Source organism: Pararhodobacter zhoushanensis (assembly GCF_003990445.1).
GTDB classification, from domain to species: Bacteria; Pseudomonadota; Alphaproteobacteria; order Rhodobacterales; family Rhodobacteraceae; genus Pararhodobacter; species Pararhodobacter zhoushanensis.
On the sequence record NZ_REEZ01000004.1, the window covers coordinates 186,721 to 208,177 of the forward strand.

Genomic DNA, 21,457 nt, shown 5'->3' on the forward strand with positions numbered 1-21,457 from the left:
TTTACTCTCCTGGGGTCTGCGCATTCAGACGCTATGTCGCAAAAGATCGCGGAGAAAGTGTGGCGGTGTCTGGCGCGGTTTGCGTTGCAAGACCACACGCAGGCCATAAATCCCCAAGCCCGCAACATGCGCCGCCGTCGCGGCCAGCGCATAAAGCCGTCCGTGGTTCTTTTCAAAATAGTGACGGCGCGAGGCAAACCAATACCCCGGCACGCGCGCCCATTCCTTCATGCCCGTGCTGACCGAGCCGATATGCATCACCCGGCTTTCCACCACATAGACCGCCTGCCACCCGGCCCGCGCGCCGCGCAGGAAGAGGTCGGTTTCCTCGAAATACAGAAAGAACGTCTCATCAAAGAGGCCGATCCGATACAGCATCTCGCGCCGCATCAGCACGCTGGCCCCGGCGACCCAATCAACCTCCGTGGTGGTGGTGGGCAGCGTCGGGGCGACGATGGCGCTTTTGAGCAGTTTCGAGATCGGACCGGTCTTTGCCGCCCCTTCAAATTCGCTGGCGATCGAGGGGAAGCGGAAGGCGGTGGTGTGCGGCGCGCCGTCGGGGCCGTGGATATGGCTGCCAGCGAAGCCGACCTGCGGATGGGCATCGAGGTAATCCACCAGCACGCGGATCGCATCCGGCGCAGGGAAAGCGTCCGAGTTCAGGATATAGACGTAATCGGGCGCTGAGCCATCGGGCAGCCCGGCGCGGATGCCAACATTATTGCCCGCGCCAAACCCGCCGTTGTGCCCCGATTGCAGCACGCGCACGCCGGGCCAACCGGCGGCGCTGAGCGTCTCATAGCTGCCGTCCTGACTGTCATTATCGACAACGGTGATCGCGCCCTCGATCCCCTGCATCGCGATGATTGCGCTTTCGACCGCGCGCGCTGTCATCTCGGCGGTGCGCCAATTCAGGATGATGCACAACACGCTGCTCATGCTTCGGCCTTTGCGATCAGGGCTTTCAGTTTCGCCGCCATCACCCGCACATTGGGTTCCAGCACCATGCTGTCATGGTCGCCCGGCACCTCATGCACGCCCAGCTGCGGCATCCACGGCGACCAGTCGTTATCCTCGGACACGTATTCCTTGGCCTGACTGACCCAGCGGCCGCCGGTGACCTTCCAGTGCTTGTCCAGCGCCGGGCGGAACAGGGCGACGGGGGCGTCGTAGCGCTCAAGCGACAGATGCGGCAGCGCGTCGCGAAAGGCAGATTCGATGGCGCGGTTGTGGAAACCGCTGTCAGCCTCGCCCTGCGCTTCCTCGGCCATGCGGGCGAGTTCCTCTTGCCACGCCTTACGCTCGGCCATCCATTCGCCAAGGTAAGCCGGGCCTTTGCGGGCGAATTCGGTCAGCTTGATCATCGCCTTGTCGGCGCGGCTCACGCCGGGGCGCATCGGCAAGGGCGTATCGAGCAGGGTGAGCAGCTGCACCTCTTCCCCCGCCGCGCGCAGCTGCTTGGCCATTTCCAGTGCGGTCAGACCGCCGCCTGAGAAGCCACCGAGCAGATAGGGGCCGTGCGGCTGCACCTGCCGGACCTCGGCCAGATAGTCCCGCGCCGCGTCATCCAGACGGGTATGCGGTTCAGCCCCACCCAACAGGCCGCGCGCTTGCAAGCCATAGAACGGGCGGTCCGTGCCCAGCAGTTGCGCCAGATGGCGCAGGTTCAGGACGTTGCCGAACATCCCGGCTACCAGGAAGAACGGGGTTTTCGGCCCGCCTTCGCCCTCATGCATCGGCACAAGAAATTCATAGCGCCGCACGGGCGTGGCAACTGCCGGCGCATCGCCACTGTCCGAGATCCCGGCGATTTCCGCCACGCGGGCGGCGATCTTTTCCACCGTCGGGGCCTCGAACAGCACCGAGATGGGGAAATCGACCGACCACGTCTTCTTGACCCGCGCGAAGAGGCGCACCGCGATCAGCGAGTGGCCGCCAAGATCGAAGAAACTGTCCTGAGTGCCGACGCCCTCAACACCGAGCAACTCCTCCCACATCGCCACCAGCATCCGCTCGACATCATTGCGCGGCGCGATATAGGCGCTGTCCAGATCGGGACGCTCGAATTTCTGGCCGTCGCTGGTGGCGGTTTCCAGCGGCTGCGCGGCTTCAGCGATCAATTCCGGCAGTGTCAGAGACGAAATCACCACCTGCGCCCGGTCCACGGCTAGGGCGCGCAGGAAGCCCTCGGCACCCTCAGCCGGGGTCAGGCCCTGCGCCAGATTGCGCGCAAGACGCTCTTCGCCGGGATTAAGCGCGCGGCCCTCACCGGGGGTGGCACTGAACTCGACTTCGGACGGCAACAGCGGCGCGGGCGTGCCAAAGCCGCCCTCAAGCCGCTTGATGGTGAAGCGCCGGATCTCGGCGCAGATGGTGCCGTCGGGCATGGCCAGCGTGATGTCGAAGCTGGCGAAGCCCGGCTCGGCGGGAGCGATGCGGACATGGCTGATGATCTGAGCCGGGAGCGCGTGGAAAACGGTGACGCTGCCATAGCTGACCGGCACCCAGAGCGCGCGGCCCTGATAGCCCGGGATCAGATCCATCGCCCAACCGGTCGCCAGATCCATCAGCGCGGGGTGCAGGACGTAGCCTTGAGTGAGATCCGCGTGGAACGCGGGCGGCAAGGCCAGATGCGCAATGCCCTCGCCCGTGCCATAGGCCATGCGCTGCAACACGCGCCAACGGGGGCCGAAATTGAGGTGCGCCTCTTGCCCCGTGGCGATGCCCTTCGCGTCCTCGGTGATGCCGGTCTGGCAGCGGGCGACCAGCGCGGGCACGTCCAGCGCGGCGGGTTGCGGGATGCTGCCCATGGAGATGCGCGCCTGTGCGTTCAGCACGAAACCCTTGCGTCCGCGCAGGGTTACATCCGAGCGCAGGGCAAAGTCATAGCCCGCGTCCGAGCGCGACAGCGTGACCTGAATGTCGCGCGGCTGATCCACATCCAGAGCGCGGAAGAAGGTCAGGTCGGCGATCTCGAACGGTTCGCCCTCGCCCTGCCCGTGCAGGGATTGCACGGCGATTTCCAGCAACCCGGTGCCGGGCACCAGCGCTTGGCCGTCCTTGGTGCGGTGTTCATCCAGCAGCCACATATCGGTTGAATAACGCGCCTTGAACACGCGGTTCATGGCGGCGTCGAACCCTGCCGTGTCCAGCAGCGGCATCTTGCTGGGCGTGTCAGGCATCGCAGGCCCGTGCCCCAACCGGGTCGCCATCGCCTCGGCGGCCATGCCAACTTCGGACCAGATGCCCCAGTCGATCGCGGTGACTTTGGTCTTGCCGCTGCGGGCTTTGGCCCACGCGTTCAGGTATTCGTTTGCGGCGACGTAATCGACCTGCCCCGCCGGGGCGGTCAGGGTCGAGGTTGAGGAGAACACCACGATCCGCTCCACCGCGCCATCGGGCAGCAGGGCGTCGAGCACGCGGGTGCCGTGGACCTTGGGCGCAAAGACGCTTTCCACGCTGCCCACGGTCTTGGCCGCCAGCGGCGCGTCGTCGATGGCCCCGGCGGCGTGGATGACGCCGTAGAGCGGGCCGAATCGGGCTTTCGTGGCGTCAAGGGCGGCGCGCATTTCGTCGATGTTGCAGACATCGGCGGCGAGGGTGAGCACCTCGGCCCCCAGCGATTCCAGTCTCTCCACCTGCAGAATCCGGCGCATCAGCGGGCTGCCCTGCTCTTTCAGCCCGGGCCAGTTGGCGCGGGGCGGCAGGGCGGTGCGGGCGATCAGGGCGATCTTGGCGTTTGAGGTCTGGATCAGCGCCTCGGCCACCGATTGCCCGATACCGCCAAAGCCGCCGGTGATCAGCCAGGCTGCCCCCTGTGGTAGCGCGGGCGCTTTCGGCAAGGGCTGCGCGCGCAGGCGTTGCTCAAAGCGCTTGGTGCCGCGCAGGGCGGCGATGGTGTTGGCGGGGGGCGTGAACAGCTCTTCCAGCAGCGGATCGGTCAGATCCGGGTGGCCGCCGCGTTTGCGCGGGCGCGGGTCGATGTCGAGGGTTGAGACGGTCATTCCCGGCATCTCATGCGGCATGACGCGGGCAGGACCGGCGATCAGGGCCTTTTCAGGCCATCGCAGGGGTTCGGCTTTCACCTGTGCCGCGCCGGATGTGATCACACTGGTGTGGATCGGGCCGGTCAGGCCTTCGGCGGCGATGGCCTGGCCGAGGAACAGCAGCGAATAAAACCCCTGCTCGACATGCGCCTGAAACGCGGACGAGCCGGGACGGAAGCGTTCCTCGCCGCTGGCGAGCCAGAAATGCGCGATGCGAGTGGGGATGGTGCCGCGGTGCACCAGATCCTGCAGCAGCTGGTCATAGCCTTCGCGCCCGCGCTCGGACGGCAGGGTATAAGCGCTGTCGGTGCGGCGGCGGAAGGTGTCGCCGGATTGCACCTCGATCACCTTCTGCCCAGCGGCGCGGAGTTTTGTGATCACGGGGGCGGCGATGCCGTCCTGATCCGCGAAGATGAGCCAGGTTTCCTTCGGCACCTCATCGAGTTCGCTGTCGACATCAAAGTCGATCTCAGCCGAACGCGCGACCCAGGCCAGCCGTGTGCCCATATCGGCAATGTCTTCGATCCGGGCAGGCAGCGCCGTGGCAGTTTCCGCGCTGGGCGCGGCGGGGGCGATGAAATATTCGCGGCGGTCGAACGGGTAGCCGGGCAGCGGCAGCTTCACGCGCCGCGCCTCGCCCCAGATCTGCGCCCAGTCGAATGTGCCGCCGAGCGCCCAGATCCGGCCCAGCAGGCCCATGTGGTAGACGTCGTCGGCGATATCCTCATCGGGGTGGCGCAAGACGGCCAGAACCTGCTGGCCGGGCACCGCGCCATGCATGCGGGTGAGCGAGGAAAGCGCCTTGCCGGGGCCGACTTCGATCCAGATGCGGTTGGGGTTTTCGGCAAGGTTAGAGACACAATCCGCGAACATCACCGTGCCGCGCAGGTGCTGCGTCCAGTAATCGGGGCTGGTCGCCTGCTCGGCCGTCAGGGGCTGGCCGGTGCGGTTGGAGATGATCGGCAGCGTGGGCGCGTGCAGCGGGATCGAGGCCAGATAGGCGCGGAAACGGCCAAGGATCGGCTCCAGCACCCGGCTATGCGCGGCAATGTCGATGGCAATGCGCTGGGTGTCGTGGCCATCGGCGGCGAGGCGTTGGGCGAGGTCATCAAGTGCTGCATCCGGCCCGCTGACCACGGTCAGCCCGGGCGCGTTGACCGACGCGATGTCGAGATCGACCAGATACGGCGTCAGCGCGTCGACCGAGAGCGGGACAGACAACATGCCGCCCGCCGGGACGGTATCGAACAGCGAGCCGCGCAGGTGGACGAGGCCGATGCAATCTTCAAAACTCAGCACCCCGGCCAGACAGGCGGCGGTGTTTTCGCCCATGGAGTGACCGACCAGCGCGGCGGGCTGCACGCCCCAGCTCATCAGCATCTGGGCCAGCGCGTATTCGGTGATCATGATCAGCGGCAGCTGGACCGAGGGGCGTTTGAGCGTCTCGTTCGCGGCATCCTCGGCCCCCGGTTCGGGCAGCCAGAGCGCGCGCAGGTCATAGTCCAGACGCGGCTGCAGGATGTCGAGGCCGCGGTCCATCCATTCGGCGAAGACCGGCTCGGTCTCGTACAGATCGCGCGCCATGCCAGCATATTGCGCGCCGCCGCCGGGGAAGAGGAAGACCACGTCGGGATTGTCGAGCGCGGTATGGGTGAAGACGCGGCGCGGGTTGTCGCTGGCGAGCAGGTCGGCGGCGTCTTCCGCGGTTTCGGCTACGACAACGCGGCGCTTGTCAAAGGCGCGGCGGCCCTCTTTCAGCGTCCAGGCGGTGTCGGCCAGATCCAGCGCAGGGTTGGCGCGCAGATGGGCGGCGAGGTTCTGCGCCTGCGCGTCGAGGGTGGTTTTCGAGCGGGCCGAGAGGGTGAACAGCTGGAACGGCCAGTCAGATTCGCCACTGGCGTCACGCTCGGGAGCCTCCTGCAGGATGGCGTGGGCGTTGGTGCCACCGACGCCCAGCGAGTTGACCCCTGCGCGGCGGGGGTGGTCGCGCAGCGTCCATGGGGTAAGGGCAGCGTTGACGGCGAAGGGCGAGGTTTCAAACTCGATGGTCGGGTTGGGGGACTCGAACCCCAGCGAGGGTGGCATCTCGCGGTGGTGCAGCGACAGCGCGACCTTGATCAGGCTGGCGACCCCGGCGGCGGTGTCCAGATGGCCGATGTTGGTTTTCACCGAACCGATGCGGCAGAACTGTGTGGCCTCGGTGGTTTCGCGAAAGGCTTCGGTCATCGCGGCAACCTCGATCGGGTCGCCCAGATAGGTGCCGGTGCCGTGGCATTCGATATAGTCGATGGTGTCGGCGGGGGTGTCGGCGACGGCCTGCGCCTCGGCGATGCAGCGGGCCTGACCTTCGACTGACGGTGCCAGATAGCCCGCCTTTTGCGCGCCGTCGTTGTTGATGGCGCTGCCCTTGACCACGGCCCAGATGTGATCGCCATCGGCCACGGCATCGGCCAGCCGCTTCAAGACCACGCAGCCCGCGCCCGAGCCGAAAACCGTGCCCTGCGCGCGGTGGTCGAAGGCGTGGCACTCGCCATCGGGCGAGAGGATCTCGTTTTCCTTGTACAGATACCCGCGCCCCTGCGGCAGTTCGATGGTCACGCCGCCCGCCAGCGCCATGTCGCATTCACCGTTCAGCAGGGATTGCGTGGCATAGTGCAAAGCGACCAGCGAGGTTGAGCAGGCGGTCTGCACATTGACCGAGGGGCCGCGCAGGTCGAAAATGTGGCTGACGCGGGTGGACAGAAAGTCCTTGTCGTTGCCGGTGTGGCGCAGCAGGAACATGCCGACATCGCGCACCAGATCGCGGTTCGAGCACAGGTTGAAATAGAAATAGCTGCCCATGCCGCAGCCGGCATAGACGCCAATGTTTCCCGTGAAACTCTCGGGTACAGCCCCGGCGTTTTCCAGCGCTTCCCAAGCCACTTCAAGGAACTGCCGGTGCTGCGGGTCAAGGATGGCGGCTTCCTTGGGCGAGAAGCCGAAGAAATCCGCGTCGAAATCGGCGAAACGCTCCAGCGGGGCGGCGAAGGGGACGTAGTTGGGCAGGCGCATCACGGCGGGGTCTTCGCCCGCGGCGATCAGCTCATCGTCCGACAGCCGCCGGATCGCGCGCAGGCCATGGCGCAGGTTATGCCAATATTCGCCAACCGACGCGGCTCCCGGCAAGTGGGCGGCCATGCCGACAATGGCGATATCGGTTTCACTGATCCCGGTGGACATATTTTACCTGCGCAACACTTCTATAGTTATGGGAAACAATCGTTTCTTTAGGGCGATACTGGACCGGATTTCAGGCTGAAAGGTGGCGGGGCGTCACATCAGGGTCCGGGGTTTGTCAGGCGCCCGGTCCGGCGCGACGGTGGTGCCCAGGACCAGTCCGGCATGGGCGTTGCGCATCCGCGCGGTACGGGTCGCGCGGTTGGTGGTGCGCAAGGCCTCGGCATAGCCCAGCAGCGAACCGGCGATCAGCCAGGTGAAGGGGATCAGGGTGGCGTTGGGCAGCAGATCGATCAGATTGACAGCCAGCATCAAGGCCAGCGCCGAGGCGGCGAAAGGGATTGGCGGCGCTTCGGGTTTGCGGCCTTCCCACCAGAGCGAGAGGACCGGAAGCGCCAGCAGCCCGAACATGGCGATATAGCCCAGCCAGCCATATTGCCCGATGGTAATGATCCACATGCCGTCAACGATGGTGAGTGACTCACCCGTGGCGGGATCATACACCATGAACCGGCCCCAGCCGCCCCATCCGAACAGCGGCTTGTCGGCGACATGCTCGATGATGCGGTCTTCGTTGGTGAAACGGTAGTTCAGCGATTCCGCCCGTTCCTCGCTGATCGCGGCGACGCGGTCGACGATGGCCTGAGCCGGAACCAGCCCGCTGCCGCGCAAGAGCGGGTAGGCGATGACCAGCGTGACAATGATCGCGGCGATGGCCAGATGCGCGCGGGGGCGCAGCAGCAGGACGATGGGCAAAAAGATCAGCGTGAACATCAGCGCGCCCATGGATTTGCAGATCACCACCAGCCCGACGCCAAAGACCACCATCACCATGCGCCGACCCGCTACCAGTCGCGTTGCCTCACGCGCGCGGGCCGAAGCGGCGAGGGCGACCATGAACGCAAAGAAAGCCACCCACAGCCCGTGCGGCATGAAGACGAAGGGGCGGAAGCCACCGTTGCGCACCGCCTGCGAGAAATCGTGCTGGAAGAACCCGTAGAGCCGGATGTGCAGCTGCGGGGAAAAGCGCACCTCGTACAGCATCGGCAGCGCATAGATCAGCCCGGCGATGACCAGCGCCAACAGGATCTCGCGGATGGCTTCTTCGGTGCGCAGCAATTCGCGCGCCAGAAAGAACGGCAACATCAGGAACATCTGCTGCACCAGCGCCGAGGCCGAGTCGTAAATCCTGAGCCCCGGCAGCCCCCAGAGCGCCAGCGCATTGGGATCGACCAGCCGCATCGTGCCGAAGGTATCGACGCCGAACTGCACCGCGTCCAGATTGGTCACGACCGAGAAGGCCGGGCTGACGATGAACATGCCGAGCAGAATGCGACCCGGCCACCCTTCAGGCAGCAGATGGGGCATGCGGCCCCAAAGACCCAGACAGCACAGGAAGGCGGTCAGGTTGGGGATGGATTCCTTGTTCATCGGCGGCACGACCGGCAGGTTGATCGAGCTGAGCTGCGGCAGGAACATATAGGCGGCCAGGATCGACCAGATCAGCGCGCGCTCGGGCGGCATGATGCGGAACATCAGCACGCCAACAACCGGCCAGCCCAGCAAGGCCAGCAGCGCGAAACTGTTGCCAATGTCGATCATGCCTGCGCACCCTTATGGCACCGTGGCCTTGCCAGCGTCTTCATTGCCCGGTTTCCACTGCTCTGACCGTTCCACCCTCTGCCGGGGCTTTCGTCGCGGTACGGCGGAAACTATAACAATCCACAGCCGCGTTGTCTGCCCAGACCGGGGCAGGTTCACTGCCAAATGCGACGACACTAAGGGGGTTTCGTGGAGTTTTCCTTTCCGCCGCACCGGATCGTGGTGAACATGCCCGACGCGGGCACCTTGTTGTCCGAGGTGCGCCACCGACTGCAAACGGGCGAGGGGTTCGCGCTGGCGACGATCAATCTGGATCACCTGGTCAAGCTGACGCGCGATCCGGCGTTCCGGTCGGTCTATGCCGCGCAGGATCTGGTCTGCGCCGATGGCAACCCGATCGTCTGGCTGTCAAAGCTGGCGCGCAAGCCGGTGTCGCTGGTTCCCGGCTCGGACATGATCCTGCCGCTGGCCCAGCAGGCGGCGCGCGCCGGGGTGCCGGTGGCGTTGATGGGCTCGACTGATGAAAGTCTGGCGGCGGCCTCGGCCGCGCTGAAAGAGCGGGTATCGGGGTTGCAGATCTCGGCGGTGATTGCGCCGCCGATGGGGTTTGATCCGACCGGCGAGGCGGCGCGCGCGATCCTGCACCAGATCGACGCGTCTGGTGCGAAGCTGGTCTTCGTGGCGCTGGGCGCGCCCAAACAAGAGACCTTTGCCGCCTTTGGCCGCCAGATCACGCCGGGGCTCGGCTTTGCCAGCATCGGCGCGGGGCTGGATTTTCTGTCCGGACGCCAGAACCGCGCGCCCGACTGGGTCAAGGCCATCGCGATGGAGTGGCTGTGGCGGATGCTGTCCAATCCGCGCCGTCTGGCGAAGCGTTATCTTGATTGCGCGCTCATCCTGCCGGGACAGGCGGTCAACGCTTTCCGGCAGCGTTAGGGTCTATTTGTACTCGATCAGCCGGGTTTCGGTCTTGGCCACCTTGCGCGCATAAAAGCGCAGCGCGCCGACCGCCTCGGGGAATTTGCCCAGCGTGTTGAAGAACGCCGCCGACCAGCCCAGCCGTGCTTTCAGCCGCAGCACCTGCAACGGATAGGCCAGCAGCACCAGCAGCGCAGCGGGATGCAGCAGAGCGCCGAGCAGCGCAACCAGCGGAATGCCCAGACCCCAGATCCAGATGCGCCTGACCTCGGCCTGCCAATGCGGTGCTTGCGGGGTCGAGAACCGCGCGGCGCCTTCGGCAAAGGCATGGCCCGCGCGCTCGACCCGTTTCCACCATTGCCCAAAGCGGGTGATCGCGGCGTCGTGCCAGGTCATTTCGGCGTCGATGCGCCAGATCGTCCAGCCGCGCGCGCGCAGGCGCAGGCACAGTTCGGGTTCCTCGCCTGCGATCAGATCTTCTCGGTATCCGTTCACGGCACTGACCGCCTGATGACGCATCAACGCGTCGCCGCCGCAGGCGCGGGCCTCACCCACGGGCGTGTCCCATTCGGCGTCGATCAGGGCGTTGTAGACACTGGCGTCGGGGTGGATTTCGCGCCGTCGCCCGCAAACGACAGCGGCGCGCAGGTTTTCCGACAGGAACCGGACCGCGCGGTCCATCCAGCCGTCGCGCAGGATGCAATCGCCGTCGATGAACTGCACATAATCGGGCGCGTCGGCTTTCAGCGCCTTCAGCCCGGCATTGCGGGCGCGCGCGGCGGTGAAGGGCAGGCTCATGTCCAGCGCGACGATGATCGCGCCCTCGGCCTGTGCGGCCTGAACGCTGCCGTCGGTCGAGCCGGAATCGACATAGATAACGCGCCGCACCTGCCCGTGCAGTGATTGCAGGCAGGCTATCAGGCGCTCGCCCTCATTGCGCCCGATGACAACGGCATCGACACTCGGCTTGGGTTTGACCCGTGGCATACGCGTTACTCCATCCCCTCATGGATTAGGGGAGCACCCTGCCCGCTGTCCAGCACGCACGATTGTTGCACGCAACCACTGTGCAAGGCGCGCGCAATGTGTTGCATTCCTGCCTAGGCAGAGGAGGAGAACACCCATGACGCGTGCACAAATCGTCGGCTGGAGCCACAGTCCGTTCGGCAAGGCCGAAGCCCCCGACACCGAATCCCTGATCGCGGGCATCCTTGCGCCTGCTTTGGAACATGCGGGCATCGGGGCCGAGGATGTGGATGGCATCTTCGTCGGTGTGTTCAACGCCGGGTTCTCACGCCAGGATTTTCAGGCCGCGCTGGTCGCGCTGGCCGATGAGCGCCTGCGCTACACCCCCGCGATCCGCTATGAGAACGCCTGTTCGACGGGCTCTGCGGCTTTGTATGGTGCGATGGATTTCATCGAAAGCGGGCGCGGCAGGATCGCGTTGGTGGTCGGTGCGGAAAAAATGACCGCGACGCCGACGGCGCAGGTGGGCGACATTCTGCTGGGCGCGTCCTATGTCAAGGAAGAAGCCGAGGTTCAGGGCGGTTTCGCCGGTCTCTTCGGCCAGATCGCGCAGAGCTATTTCCAGCGCTATGGCGACCAGTCCGACGCTTTGGCGATGATCGCGGCCAAGAACCACGCCAACGGCGTTCACAACCCCTATGCCCATATGCGCAAGGATTTCGGCTTCGATTTCTGCAACACGCCCAGCGACAAGAACCCCCATGTTGCGGGTCCGCTGCGGCGCACCGATTGCTCGCTGGTCTCGGACGGGGCGGCGATTCTGGTGCTGGCGGATGAGGAAACCGCCAAGACCCTGAACCGCGCGATCGCCTTTCGGTCGCGCGTGCAGGCCAATGACTTCCTGCCCATGTCACGCCGCGATGTGCTGGAATTTGCCGGGGCGCGCCGGGCATGGTCGCAGGCGCTGGATCAGGCGGGGCTGGGGTTGGAGGATCTCTCGCTTGTCGAAACCCACGACTGCTTCACCGTGGCTGAGATGCTGGAATACGAGGCGATGGGTCTGGCCGAGCGTGGTCAGGGGCACCGCGTGATCCGTGAAGGGATCACCACCAAGGACGGAAAGCTGCCGGTGAATGCCTCGGGCGGGCTGAAGTCCAAGGGGCACCCGATTGGTGCCACCGGCGTGTCGATGCATGTCATGGCCGCGATGCAGCTGGCGGGTGAGGCCGGCGATATGGCCGTCAAGGACGCGCGCATCGCCGGGGTGTTCAACATGGGCGGGGTGGCGGTGGCCAATTACTGTTCGATCCTCGAGCGCGTGAAATGAGGACGGATCTGTCCGCCGGGATCACCCCGGTGTCGACCCGGGTGATGAACCTGTCGCATCTGCTGACCGACATCGCCCGCCGCCACCCCGATGCGCCGGGGTTCATCTGGGGCGATCGGGTCTGGAGCTGGTCGCAGATGGAGGCGCGTGCGGCAGCCTTTGCCGAGGCGCTGATCGAGCGGTTCGGCGTGCAAAAGGGCGACCGGATTCTGGTGCAGTCGGCCAATAACAACCAGATGTTCGAAGCGATGTTCGGCTGCTGGCGCGCGGGCTGCGTCTGGGTGCCCGCCAACTTCCGCCAAACGCCCGAGGATGTGGCCTTTCTGGCGCAATCCTCGCAGGCGCGGGGGTTGCTGGTGGGGGCAGAATTTGCTGATCACGCCAGCGCCTGCGCGCTGGTGCTCGATTTCACCATCTCGATTGGCGCGAGCGAGTTCGCCGAAGATTACGAGGCTCTGATCGCCCCCTATCTGGGCCGCTCCCGACCCGTCGTGGGCGTGCAGCGCGATGATCCGTGCTGGTTCTTCTTCACCTCGGGCACCACCGGGCGGCCCAAGGCGGCGGTGTTGACGCATGGCCAGATGGGCTTTGTGATCACCAACCACCTGTGCGACCTGATGCCGGGCACTGGCGCGGATTGGGGCACGCAGGATGCCTCGCTGGTCGTCGCGCCGCTCAGCCATGGCGCGGGGATTCACCAGCTGGCACAGGTGGCGCATGGGGTGCCGTCGATCCTGCCAGCGGGGGCAAAGCTGGACCCGGCCGAGGTCTGGGCGCTGGTCGAAAAGCACCGCGTCACCAACATGTTCACCGTGCCGACCATCGTGAAACTGCTGGTTGAGCATCCGGCGGTCGATGCGCATGACCATTCCAGCCTGCGCTACGTGATCTACGCCGGTGCGCCGATGTACCGCGCCGATCAGATCACCGCGCTGGAGAAGCTCGGCCCCGTGCTGGTGCAATATTTCGGGCTGGGTGAGGTGACGGGCAACATCACCGTACTGCCCCCGGTGCATCATTCCAGCGGCGAGATGAAGCTGGGCACCTGCGGCTTTGCGCGCACGGGGATGCAGGTGCAGGTCCAGCGCGATGACGGCAGCGAATGCGCGCCCCTGGAAACCGGCGAGATTTGCGCGACCGGGCCTGCGGTCTTTGCGGGTTATTTCAACAACCCCGAGGCCAACGCCAAAAGCTTTCGCGACGGTTGGTTCCTGACCGGCGATCTGGGTCACATGGACGAAGAGGGGTTCGTCTATCTGACCGGGCGTGCGTCGGACATGTATATCTCGGGCGGGTCGAACATCTATCCGCGCGAGATCGAGGAGAAGATCCTGCTGCATCCCGCGATCAACGAGGTTGCGGTGCTGGGCGTGCCGGACCGCAAATGGGGCGAGGTCGGCATGGCGGTTTGCGTCTCTAACACTGCGGTTTCCGGGGCGGAGCTGCTGGCATGGCTGGGCGACAAAATGGCGCGCTACAAGCTGCCGCAGCATGTGGTGTTCTGGGACGAGATGCCGAAATCGGCTTACGGCAAGATCACCAAGAAGATGATCCGCGAGGAACTGACCGCGCGCGGACAGGTGCCGCCGGAATGATCGAAACGCTGCGCCATCCCGGCCCGGTTTCCGCCCGACGCTGGGCGATTGCCCGCTGCACCGCCGAGCCGGTGGAGGTGGTCCTTCCCGTCGCCGAGACCTTCGCGAAGTCCGCTGCGCTGGCGCTGGCGGGGTATGACGGCGGGTGGCTTGTGGTTGAGAATGAGACCCTAACAACGCTGGATTTCGTGATTCCGGGCGAAGACCCCACCGGCGCGCATGCCGCGTGGTACGCCGGGCCGTACCAGATGGGCGCGGGGCGGATTGACCATCTGGGAATGCACGTAGGCCGCAAGGATGGCGGCGCGTGGATCCACGGCCATGGCGTGTTTGATGCGCCGGGGTGGGACGGGCCGCGCATGGGGCATATCCTGCCGTTCGAGAGCCGCCTCGCCCATCCGATCCGCGCGCGCGGATGGGGGATCAGGGGCGCGCGATTGCAGGTTTGCGCAGAGTTAGAGACGAATTTCCCGCTGTTCCAGCCGGTCGATCTGGGCGGCGGCTCCAATGCGGCGCTGATCACCCTGCGGCCCAATCAGGACATGAACGCAGCGCTGGCGCTGGCGGCGGCAGAGGTGGGGATCACCGATGGGCAGGTGCTGGGGTTGGGGTCGATCGTGCGGCCAAAGCTGCAGGGTCAGCCCCGGATAAACAGTCACGCGACAGAGCTGTTGCTGACCCAGGGCGCGTTGCAGAACGGCGTCGCGCGGATCGAAACCGAGATCGTCACGCTGGACGCCAGCATCCACAAGGGCTGGCTGGAGCCGGGCGAAAATGGCGTCTGTATTACCGCCGAGTTGCTGGTGATCGCGGGCTGAAACAGGCTCTCAGCTTGCTGGAATCGCCTCTCGCAGCGCGGCAACCAGATCGTGAAACCGGTCACCCTGCACGATGATATGCGCGTGGGTCGCCGCTGCCGCACCCTCGGCATCGCCGTGGCTGACCGCATCCAGAATAGCCTGATGCTCGCCCAGCGACCCGGCAATCCGGTTCCGGCTGCGCAGTTGCAACCGGCGGTAGGGCTGCAGCATGCGGTGCAGGCGCAGCGCTTCGGCTTCAAGATAGCTGTTGTGTGTCGCGCGGTAGAGGCAGTGGTGAAACACGGTGTTGCTGGCGTAATACGCTTCGGCATCGCCGGTGCCCGCAGCGGCGACGCAGGTGGCCTGCGCGGCGGTGAAGGCGGCGAGTTCGGCCTCGGTGATGCGGCGCGCGGCCAGGCGGGCGCAACTGGCCTCGACCTCGGCCATGACTTCGAACCGTTCGGCGAGTTCGGCGAAGCTCCATTGCGTAACATAGGTGCCGCGTTTGGGTAGCACCTGCACCAGCCCTGACGCCTCAAGCAGTTGCAGGACATCGCGGATCGGCGTGCGCGAGCAGGCGAATTGCTGCGCCAGCGCATCCGGGTCCAGCCGCGCGCCCGGCAGATACTCGCCGTTCAGGATCGCGTTTTCCAGCGTCTGGCGGATGCGATGGGTGTTGGTGCTCACGGTCTTTGCCTTTTTCGCAGCATAACAGCGGGGCAGTTGGTATCAAACATTGGACATGATATATATAACAGAATACAGATTTGCGTATAAGAATCGGAGTCAGCGATGATCAAGGTCTTTGGGCAGGAGCGTCCGGCGTTTCTGGGCGATCTGTTGGACGCCGTCACCGAACGCGGCCGCGCGTTGTTGGGACTGCGCGAGGCTGGCCCGGTTCGCGCGCCGGATCTGGCGCAGCTGGGCGAGGTGCTGGTATCGCGGCGCGGTGAAGCTTCGGGCGTTGCCCTGGCGCAGTCCTTCATCGGGGCCTATGCGGCAGCGCCCATGGCTGAACGGCTGGCCTTTCTGCACCTGCTGGCGGCACAGTTCGGGCCGGATGCCAGCGCCGTCGACACCGCCATCGCCGCGCTGAACACTGGTGAGCCGGGGGCAATCGAAGCCCTGCACGCGGCGTCCGAACCCCGGCGGCAAGAGCTGTTTCGCCGCCTGAACGTTGCCCCCGGCGGCACGCAGGCGTTGCTGCGGATGCGCGAGGATCTGCTGGGCGTGCTGCGCGATCAGCCTGAACTGCGCCCGGTGAACGCCGATTTCACCCATCTCTTCGGCTCGTGGTTCAACCGGGGCTTTCTGTCGCTGCGCCAGATCGACTGGACGACCCCGGCCAATATTCTGGAGAAAATCATCCAGTATGAGGCCGTGCACGAGATCCAGAACTGGGACGATCTGCGCAACCGGCTGCAACCGCAGGACCGGCGCTGCTATGCGTTCTTTCACCCGCAATTGCCGGATGAGCCGCTGATCTTCGTTGAAGTTGCGCTGACCGCAGACAGTCCGCGCGCCGTGGCACCCTTGCTGGACCTGACGCGCCAGCCGATTGCGGCGCAGACGGCGACGACGGCAGTGTTCTACTCGATCTCGAACACGCAGCGCGGGCTGGCCGGTGTGTCGTTCGGCAATTTCCTGATCAAGCAGGTGGTTGAACTGCTCAAGGCCGAGCTGCCGCAGGTGAAGACATTCGTCACCCTGTCGCCTGTGCCGGGTTTTGCCGCGTGGCTCGCCGGGCAGCGTGATGATCCGTCGATCCTGACGCCCGCGCAATGGCAAGAACTGGACACGCCGGACTGGCACCGCGACCCTGAGCGCTCGGCGGCGCTGGCCCCGGCGATGACCCGCGCGGCGGCGCAGTATTTTCTGGCCGCGCGCGATGCCCGGCGTCGTCCGGTCGATGCCGTGGCGCGTTTCCATCTGGGCAATGGCGCGCGGCTGGAGCGTTTGAACCTGCTGGGCGATCTGTCGGCCAATGGCATGCGCCAATCACACGGGCTGATGGTCAATTACCGCTATGCGCTCGACGCCATCGAGCGCAACCATGAGGCCTTTGCCGAATCCGGCACGATTGCCGCCTCGGACGAGGTAAAGCGGGCGGCACCGTCGCCTGTGCCTTCCTGAAACCTGTATGGACATGACAATGAGTGACAACCTGTTCGACCAGCTGACGCGGTCCATCGCCGACCTTGACGCCCCCGCGATTGAGACCGAGAGCGGCACGCTGAGCTATGCCGCGCTGATCGCGCGCACCGGGCAGATCGCCAATGCGTTGGAGATCGGCCCCGGGGACCGGGTGGCGGTGCAGATCGAGAAATCGGTCGATGCGATCCTGCTCTATCTGGCGACGGTACGGGCGGGCGGCGTGTTTTTGCCGCTGAACACGGGGTACACGGCGGCAGAGGTGGCGTATTTTCTGGGCGACGCGGCCCCTGCCGTGTTCGTCTGCGATCCCGCGCAGCTGGAAGCGCTGAGGCCTGTTGCAAAAGCGGCGGGCGCACGGATCGAGACGCTGGATACCCAAGGGGGCGGCTCGCTGGGGATGGCGATTGCGGCGGCGTCGGCAGCGTTCGATACGGTGGCGCGCGGCACGGATGATCTGGCGGCGTTGCTCTATACCTCGGGCACCACGGGGCGCTCGAAGGGGGCGATGCTCAGCCACGGCAACCTTTTGTCCAACACCCGCGCGCTGCAAGACGCGTGGCGGTTCAGCGCCAGCGACGTGCTGATCCACGCGCTGCCGGTGTTTCACACGCATGGGCTGTTCGTGGCGACCAATGTCACGCTGTTCTCCGGCGCGTCGATGATCCTGCTGCCCAAGTTCGACCCGGCGCGCATTCTGGCGCTGATGGCGCGGGCGACGGTGTTGATGGGGGTGCCCACGTTCTATGTCCGGCTGCTCGATCAACCGGGCCTGTCGCGCGATGCCGTTGAAAACATGCGGCTCTTTGTGTCGGGCTCAGCCCCGCTGCTGGAGGAAACCCACCGCAGCTGGCAAGAGCGCACCGGCCACGCGATCCTTGAACGCTATGGCATGACCGAGACGAACATGAACGTCTCGAACCCCTATGACGGCGACCGGGTCGCGGGCACCGTCGGCCAGCCGTTGCCGGGGGTTGAGGTGATTGTCACCGATCCCGCGTCGGGTGCGGAGCTGCCTCAGGGTGAGATCGGCATGATCGAAGTGCGCGGGCCGAATGTGTTTCAGGGCTATTGGCAGATGCCGGAAAAGACCGCCGAAGAGCTGCGCACCAACGGGTTTTTCATCACCGGCGATCTGGGCCGCTATGACGACCGTGGGTATCTGCAGATCGTCGGGCGCGGCAAGGATCTGATCATTTCGGGCGGGTTCAACGTCTATCCGAAAGAGGTCGAGGCCGAGATCGACGCGATCCCCGGTGTGTTCGAATCCGCTGTAATCGGTTTGCCGCATCGCGATCTGGGCGAAGCGGTGACAGCCGTTGTTGTGACCAACGCCCAGCCCGCGCCGGATGAGGCGGCGATCCTGATGGCGCTGCGCGACCGGCTGGCGAAGTTCAAGCAGCCCAAACGCGTGCTGTTCGTCGAGGAACTGCCGCGCAACACGATGGGCAAGGTACAAAAGAATGCACTGCGCTCGGCGTATGGCGATCTGTACGCGGGTTGAGCGCGGCCTCTCTTGTGCCGGGGCGGCCCCCAGCCCCGGCATTCCGGCAAAAAGGCTGAACGCATGACCCGAGCCACCACCCTCACCGCCGCCCGCGCGTATGTCAGCAGCGGCGGGTTTGCCGCCGAGCTGGCACCGCGCATCGCCATCCGCTCGGAAAGCCCGCGCGGCGCTGCCTTGGGGGATCATCTGCTCTACCTGAACGGTGAGATGCGCCCGTTGCTGGAGGGGATGGGGTTTACCGTCACCATGATCGACAACCCCGTTCTGCCCCGCCTGCCCGCGATCATCGCGCAGCGGATCGAAGATCCGGCGTTGAAAACCGTGCTGCTCTACGGGCATGGCGATGTGTTGTGGGGGATGGACGGCGACTGGAAAGACGGGCGCAGCCCCTGGGTGCTGGAGCAGGCAGACGGGCGGCTTTACGGGCGCGGGACGGTGGACAACAAGGGCCAGCACGCGCTGAACCTGGCGGCGTTGCGTATCGTGTTGCAGGCGCGGGGGCGGCTGGGGTTCAACGTCAAACTGCTGCTGGAGATGGGCGAGGAATGCGGCTCGCCCGGATTGAATGAGATGGCGATAGCGCATCGCGAGGCGCTGGCTGCCGATTGCCTGATCGCCTCGGATGGGCCACGCGCCGGGTCGCAGACGCCAACGGTGTTCTTGGGTGCGCGCGGCGCGGCGACATTTACGCTGACCTGTGCGCCGCGCGAGGGCGGCCATCATTCCGGAAACTGGGGCGGATTGCTGGTGAACCCCGGTCTGCGGCTGGCGCAGGCACTGTCGGTGATCACCGATCCGATGGGCAAGATCCTGATCTCTGATTGGGTGCCTCAGGCGGTTGCCGCTGATGTCCGTGCTGCTCTGCAAGCCATTGAAATGGAGGTCAATCCGGGTGATCCCCTGACCGATCCGGCATGGGGCGAACCCGGTCTGACCGGCGCGGCACAAACCTGTGGCTGGTGCAATTTCGAGGTGCTGGCGTACCTTTGTGGCCGCCCCGAAGCGCCGGTCAACGCCATTCCCGGCACGGCGACTGCCACCTGCCAGCTGCGCTATACCGTCGATATCGACAGCGCCCGTATCCTGCCTGCCCTGCGCGAGCATCTGGATGCGCACGGGTTTCAGGACGTGGTGATCGAGGCGCAAGGCGATGGTTTCGACAAGGCCACGCGCACCAGCTCTGACAATGATTGGGTGCGGCTGGTGCTGGCCTCGATCGAGAAAACGCTGGGCCGCCCCCCTGCCCTGCAACCGAATTTCGGCGGCTCGCTGCCCAATCCGGTGTTTGCCGATACGCTGGGCCTGCCGACAATCTGGATTCCCCATTCGCACCCGGCCTGTTCACAGCACGCGCCCAATGAGCACATGCTGCTGAGCGCGGCCGAGGAAGGCATCGCGATGATGGCCGGTCTGTTCTGGGATCTGGGCGGGGCCTAAAACCCGGCGAGCACCAGATCGGCGTGCTCGGCCAGATAGATGCGCAGCCACGGGGTGAAGTCCTGCGGGCGCCGGGCGATCTGGTCGTGCAGATCGGCGGTGCCGATCCAGCGGGTGTCCATGACTTCGTCCGGGTTGGGGGTCAGTACCGGTTCCGCGTCACAAACGCCGAGGAACAGATCGACCACCTCATGCTCGATCATAGTGTGACCCACCGGCGCGCGGTATTCCACGACACCCCGGTGCTGCAGGGTCACACCGGTCAGCCCCAGTTCCTGCTCCAACCGCCGCTGGGCGCAATCGAGCGGCGTTTCGCCCCACAGCGGATGCGTGCAGCAGGTGTTCGCCCAAAGGCCCGGCGTGTGGTATTTGGACAAAGCACGCTGCTGGATCAGCAAACGGCCCCCGGCGACGACAAAGATCGACACGGCAGGGTGTTTCAGCCCGCGCTGATGCACGGTCAGCTTGTCCATCGGGCGCAACGCGCCATCGATCCAGACGGGAATGTCCTGATGCATCATGCTCTCACGCTTTTCAGCGCTTATTGCCCATGGCGGCGCCTTGGGAAAGGGTCAGATCATCCCGGAATAGACCAGAGCGGCGATAAGCCCGACGCCGATCACCACCAGACCGCCGAAGGCCCAGATCATCTGACGCCTGCGCCGTTCACGAACCGGCATGGAATAGGGGATCGACACCACCGGGCGCAGTTGCAGATCGCGCTCCATCCGCTGAGCGGTGCGGATCACCGGGTTCATCCATTCCAGCGCATAGGCCAGCAGGATGCCCAGAAAAATGCCCCCGGCGACGCCCATCACCGCCACCTTTTTGCGGCTGCGCGACACCGGGTATTGCGGCACCAGCGCGCGTTCCAGCAGCTCGAACCGTTCGGCCTGCTGGTCATCTTCGATCCGGGCGCCCAGTTCCGCTTCTCGCCGGCGGTCGGCGGCGGCGGTGAGCTGGGCTTGCAGCTGCTCCATCCGGCGGTTCATGGCGATGACCTGCTGCTCGAACTCGGGCGCGCGGATCAGCAGCGCCTGAATCTCGGCGATCCGGGCGGTCATGATGTCTTGTTGATCGGTCAGCTGGCTCAGCTCTTCGGTCAACTGGGCGATCTGCCGGCGGGTTATCGCGCGGGTCGAGCTGGAGTCCTGCGCCGCGATCTCTGCCCGCTTGGCGCTGATCAGGGCGCGCAGGGCCAGCAGGTTTTCCTGAAGCCGGGCCTGTTCATCGCGGCGCTGCGTTACCGCATCGGGCAGAAAACCCTCATTGTCTGACCGGAAGCGGGCGATTTCATTCTCGAGCGCCTGAATGCCGGTTTCCAGCCGCTGCTCTTCCGAGCGGAAGAAATCCAGCGCCTGCTGGGCGTTGGTCTGGCGGGCATCAAGGCTTTGCTGGACCATGGAATCGGCCAGTTCGTTGGCAATCGCGGCCGCGGTTTCAGGATCATCGTCCTGCGCCGAAACGATCAGCGCCGACAGCGAGCCGTCGCGGGTAAAGCCCTGCTGGGCGGCGGCAATCGAGGTGATCGAAAGGTTCGCGCGCAGGATGCCGACCTGCTCAACCGGGCCAAGGGGCGCGCCGTCGAACAGGTTATAGCGCTGGGCCAGATCAAGCAGTGCTTCGCGCGACATCAGCCGTTGTTCGATCACCTGCACGCGGCGGGTCAGATCAGGGGTGGCGGCGGCGGCACCGCCCTCGGTGGGGGCAATGATGACCGGGTTGATCACCTGAATCACCGCGCTGGCGGAATAGACCCGCTCGGTTTTCAGCGCCATATACAGGCCCGCAACCGTGCCCATCACCGTCAGCAGCACAACAATGCGCCAGCGGCGGCGAATCCAGCTGAGGATTTCGTGCAGGTTCTGAATCGGTCCCATGCGCGCGCTCCC

At 65.4% G+C, this 21,457-nt stretch carries 14 protein-coding genes; 7 read left to right on the plus strand and 7 right to left on the minus strand.

Going from position 1 to position 21,457, the window contains the following annotated elements; genetic code table 11:
- Positions 1–24 precede the first annotated feature (24 nt).
- The 3 genes from EAE28_RS11680 to EAE28_RS11690 all read right to left on the minus strand — a co-directional run bounded on the left by EAE28_RS11680 (position 25) and on the right by EAE28_RS11690 (position 8,864).
- A complete protein-coding gene (locus EAE28_RS11680) occupies positions 25–939 on the minus strand; it encodes a glycosyltransferase family 2 protein (protein WP_127106398.1) in 915 nt (304 codons plus the stop codon).
- Positions 936–7,265 (minus strand): type I polyketide synthase, encoded by a 6,330-nt coding sequence (locus EAE28_RS11685; RefSeq protein ID WP_127106399.1) that lies wholly within the window; start codon positions 7,263–7,265, stop codon positions 936–938. The genes EAE28_RS11680 and EAE28_RS11685 overlap by 4 nt, the downstream gene beginning before the upstream one ends.
- A 93-nt stretch (positions 7,266–7,358) precedes the next feature.
- Complete coding sequence (locus EAE28_RS11690) at positions 7,359–8,864, minus strand: amidohydrolase family protein (protein ID WP_127106401.1); 1,506 nt, start codon at positions 8,862–8,864, stop codon at positions 7,359–7,361.
- 189 nt (positions 8,865–9,053) lie between these two features.
- Between EAE28_RS11690 and EAE28_RS11695 the strand changes: the two genes are divergently transcribed.
- Entirely contained in the window at positions 9,054–9,800 is a 747-nt protein-coding gene (locus EAE28_RS11695) for a WecB/TagA/CpsF family glycosyltransferase (RefSeq protein WP_425466772.1), read from the plus strand.
- Positions 9,801–9,803: 3 nt separating this feature from the next.
- Here EAE28_RS11695 and EAE28_RS11700 read toward each other — a convergent pair whose 3' ends face one another.
- Entirely contained in the window at positions 9,804–10,769 is a 966-nt protein-coding gene (locus EAE28_RS11700) for a glycosyltransferase family 2 protein (protein WP_127106402.1), read from the minus strand.
- 136 nt (positions 10,770–10,905) lie between these two features.
- Between EAE28_RS11700 and EAE28_RS11705 the strand changes: the two genes are divergently transcribed.
- The 3 genes from EAE28_RS11705 to EAE28_RS11715 are packed head-to-tail and all read left to right on the plus strand — an operon-like array spanning position 10,906 to position 14,488.
- Complete coding sequence (locus tag EAE28_RS11705; RefSeq protein WP_127106404.1) at positions 10,906–12,075, plus strand: acetyl-CoA acetyltransferase; 1,170 nt, start codon at positions 10,906–10,908, stop codon at positions 12,073–12,075.
- Positions 12,072–13,670: an acyl-CoA synthetase gene (locus EAE28_RS11710; RefSeq protein WP_127106406.1), complete on the plus strand. Its 1,599-nt coding sequence runs from the start codon at positions 12,072–12,074 to the stop codon at positions 13,668–13,670. Before EAE28_RS11705 ends, EAE28_RS11710 begins: the two co-directional genes overlap by 4 nt.
- Positions 13,667–14,488, plus strand: a complete 822-nt coding sequence (locus EAE28_RS11715) for a hypothetical protein (protein WP_127106408.1) — start codon at positions 13,667–13,669, stop codon at positions 14,486–14,488. Before EAE28_RS11710 ends, EAE28_RS11715 begins: the two co-directional genes overlap by 4 nt.
- Positions 14,489–14,497: 9 nt before the next feature.
- Here EAE28_RS11715 and EAE28_RS11720 read toward each other — a convergent pair whose 3' ends face one another.
- Positions 14,498–15,157, minus strand: a complete 660-nt coding sequence (locus EAE28_RS11720; RefSeq protein WP_127106410.1) for a GntR family transcriptional regulator — start codon at positions 15,155–15,157, stop codon at positions 14,498–14,500.
- 105 nt (positions 15,158–15,262) lie between these two features.
- Here EAE28_RS11720 and EAE28_RS11725 point away from each other — a divergent pair, with 105 nt between their 5' ends.
- The 3 genes from EAE28_RS11725 (at position 15,263) to EAE28_RS11735 (ending at position 19,565) form a co-directional block, all read left to right on the plus strand.
- Positions 15,263–16,603, plus strand: a complete 1,341-nt coding sequence (locus EAE28_RS11725) for a malonyl-CoA decarboxylase (RefSeq protein WP_127106412.1) — start codon at positions 15,263–15,265, stop codon at positions 16,601–16,603.
- 19 nt (positions 16,604–16,622) lie between these two features.
- Positions 16,623–18,125 (plus strand): malonate--CoA ligase, encoded by a 1,503-nt coding sequence (locus tag EAE28_RS11730; RefSeq protein WP_181954489.1) that lies wholly within the window; start codon positions 16,623–16,625, stop codon positions 18,123–18,125.
- Between the two features lie 63 nt (positions 18,126–18,188).
- Positions 18,189–19,565, plus strand: a complete 1,377-nt coding sequence (locus EAE28_RS11735; RefSeq protein WP_127106416.1) for a M20 family metallopeptidase — start codon at positions 18,189–18,191, stop codon at positions 19,563–19,565.
- Here the strand turns inward: EAE28_RS11735 and idi are convergent.
- Both idi and EAE28_RS11745 read right to left on the minus strand, forming a co-directional pair.
- Positions 19,562–20,083, minus strand: coding sequence for an isopentenyl-diphosphate Delta-isomerase (gene idi, locus EAE28_RS11740; protein ID WP_127106753.1), 522 nt, complete (start codon positions 20,081–20,083; stop codon positions 19,562–19,564). The two genes, EAE28_RS11735 and idi, sit on opposite strands and share 4 nt — an antisense overlap.
- A 54-nt stretch (positions 20,084–20,137) precedes the next feature.
- The gene (locus tag EAE28_RS11745) at positions 20,138–21,445 is read right to left on the minus strand and encodes a GumC family protein (protein ID WP_127106418.1); all 1,308 of its coding nucleotides are present in this window, start codon (positions 21,443–21,445) and stop codon (positions 20,138–20,140) included.
- Positions 21,446–21,457: the final 12 nt, after the last annotated feature.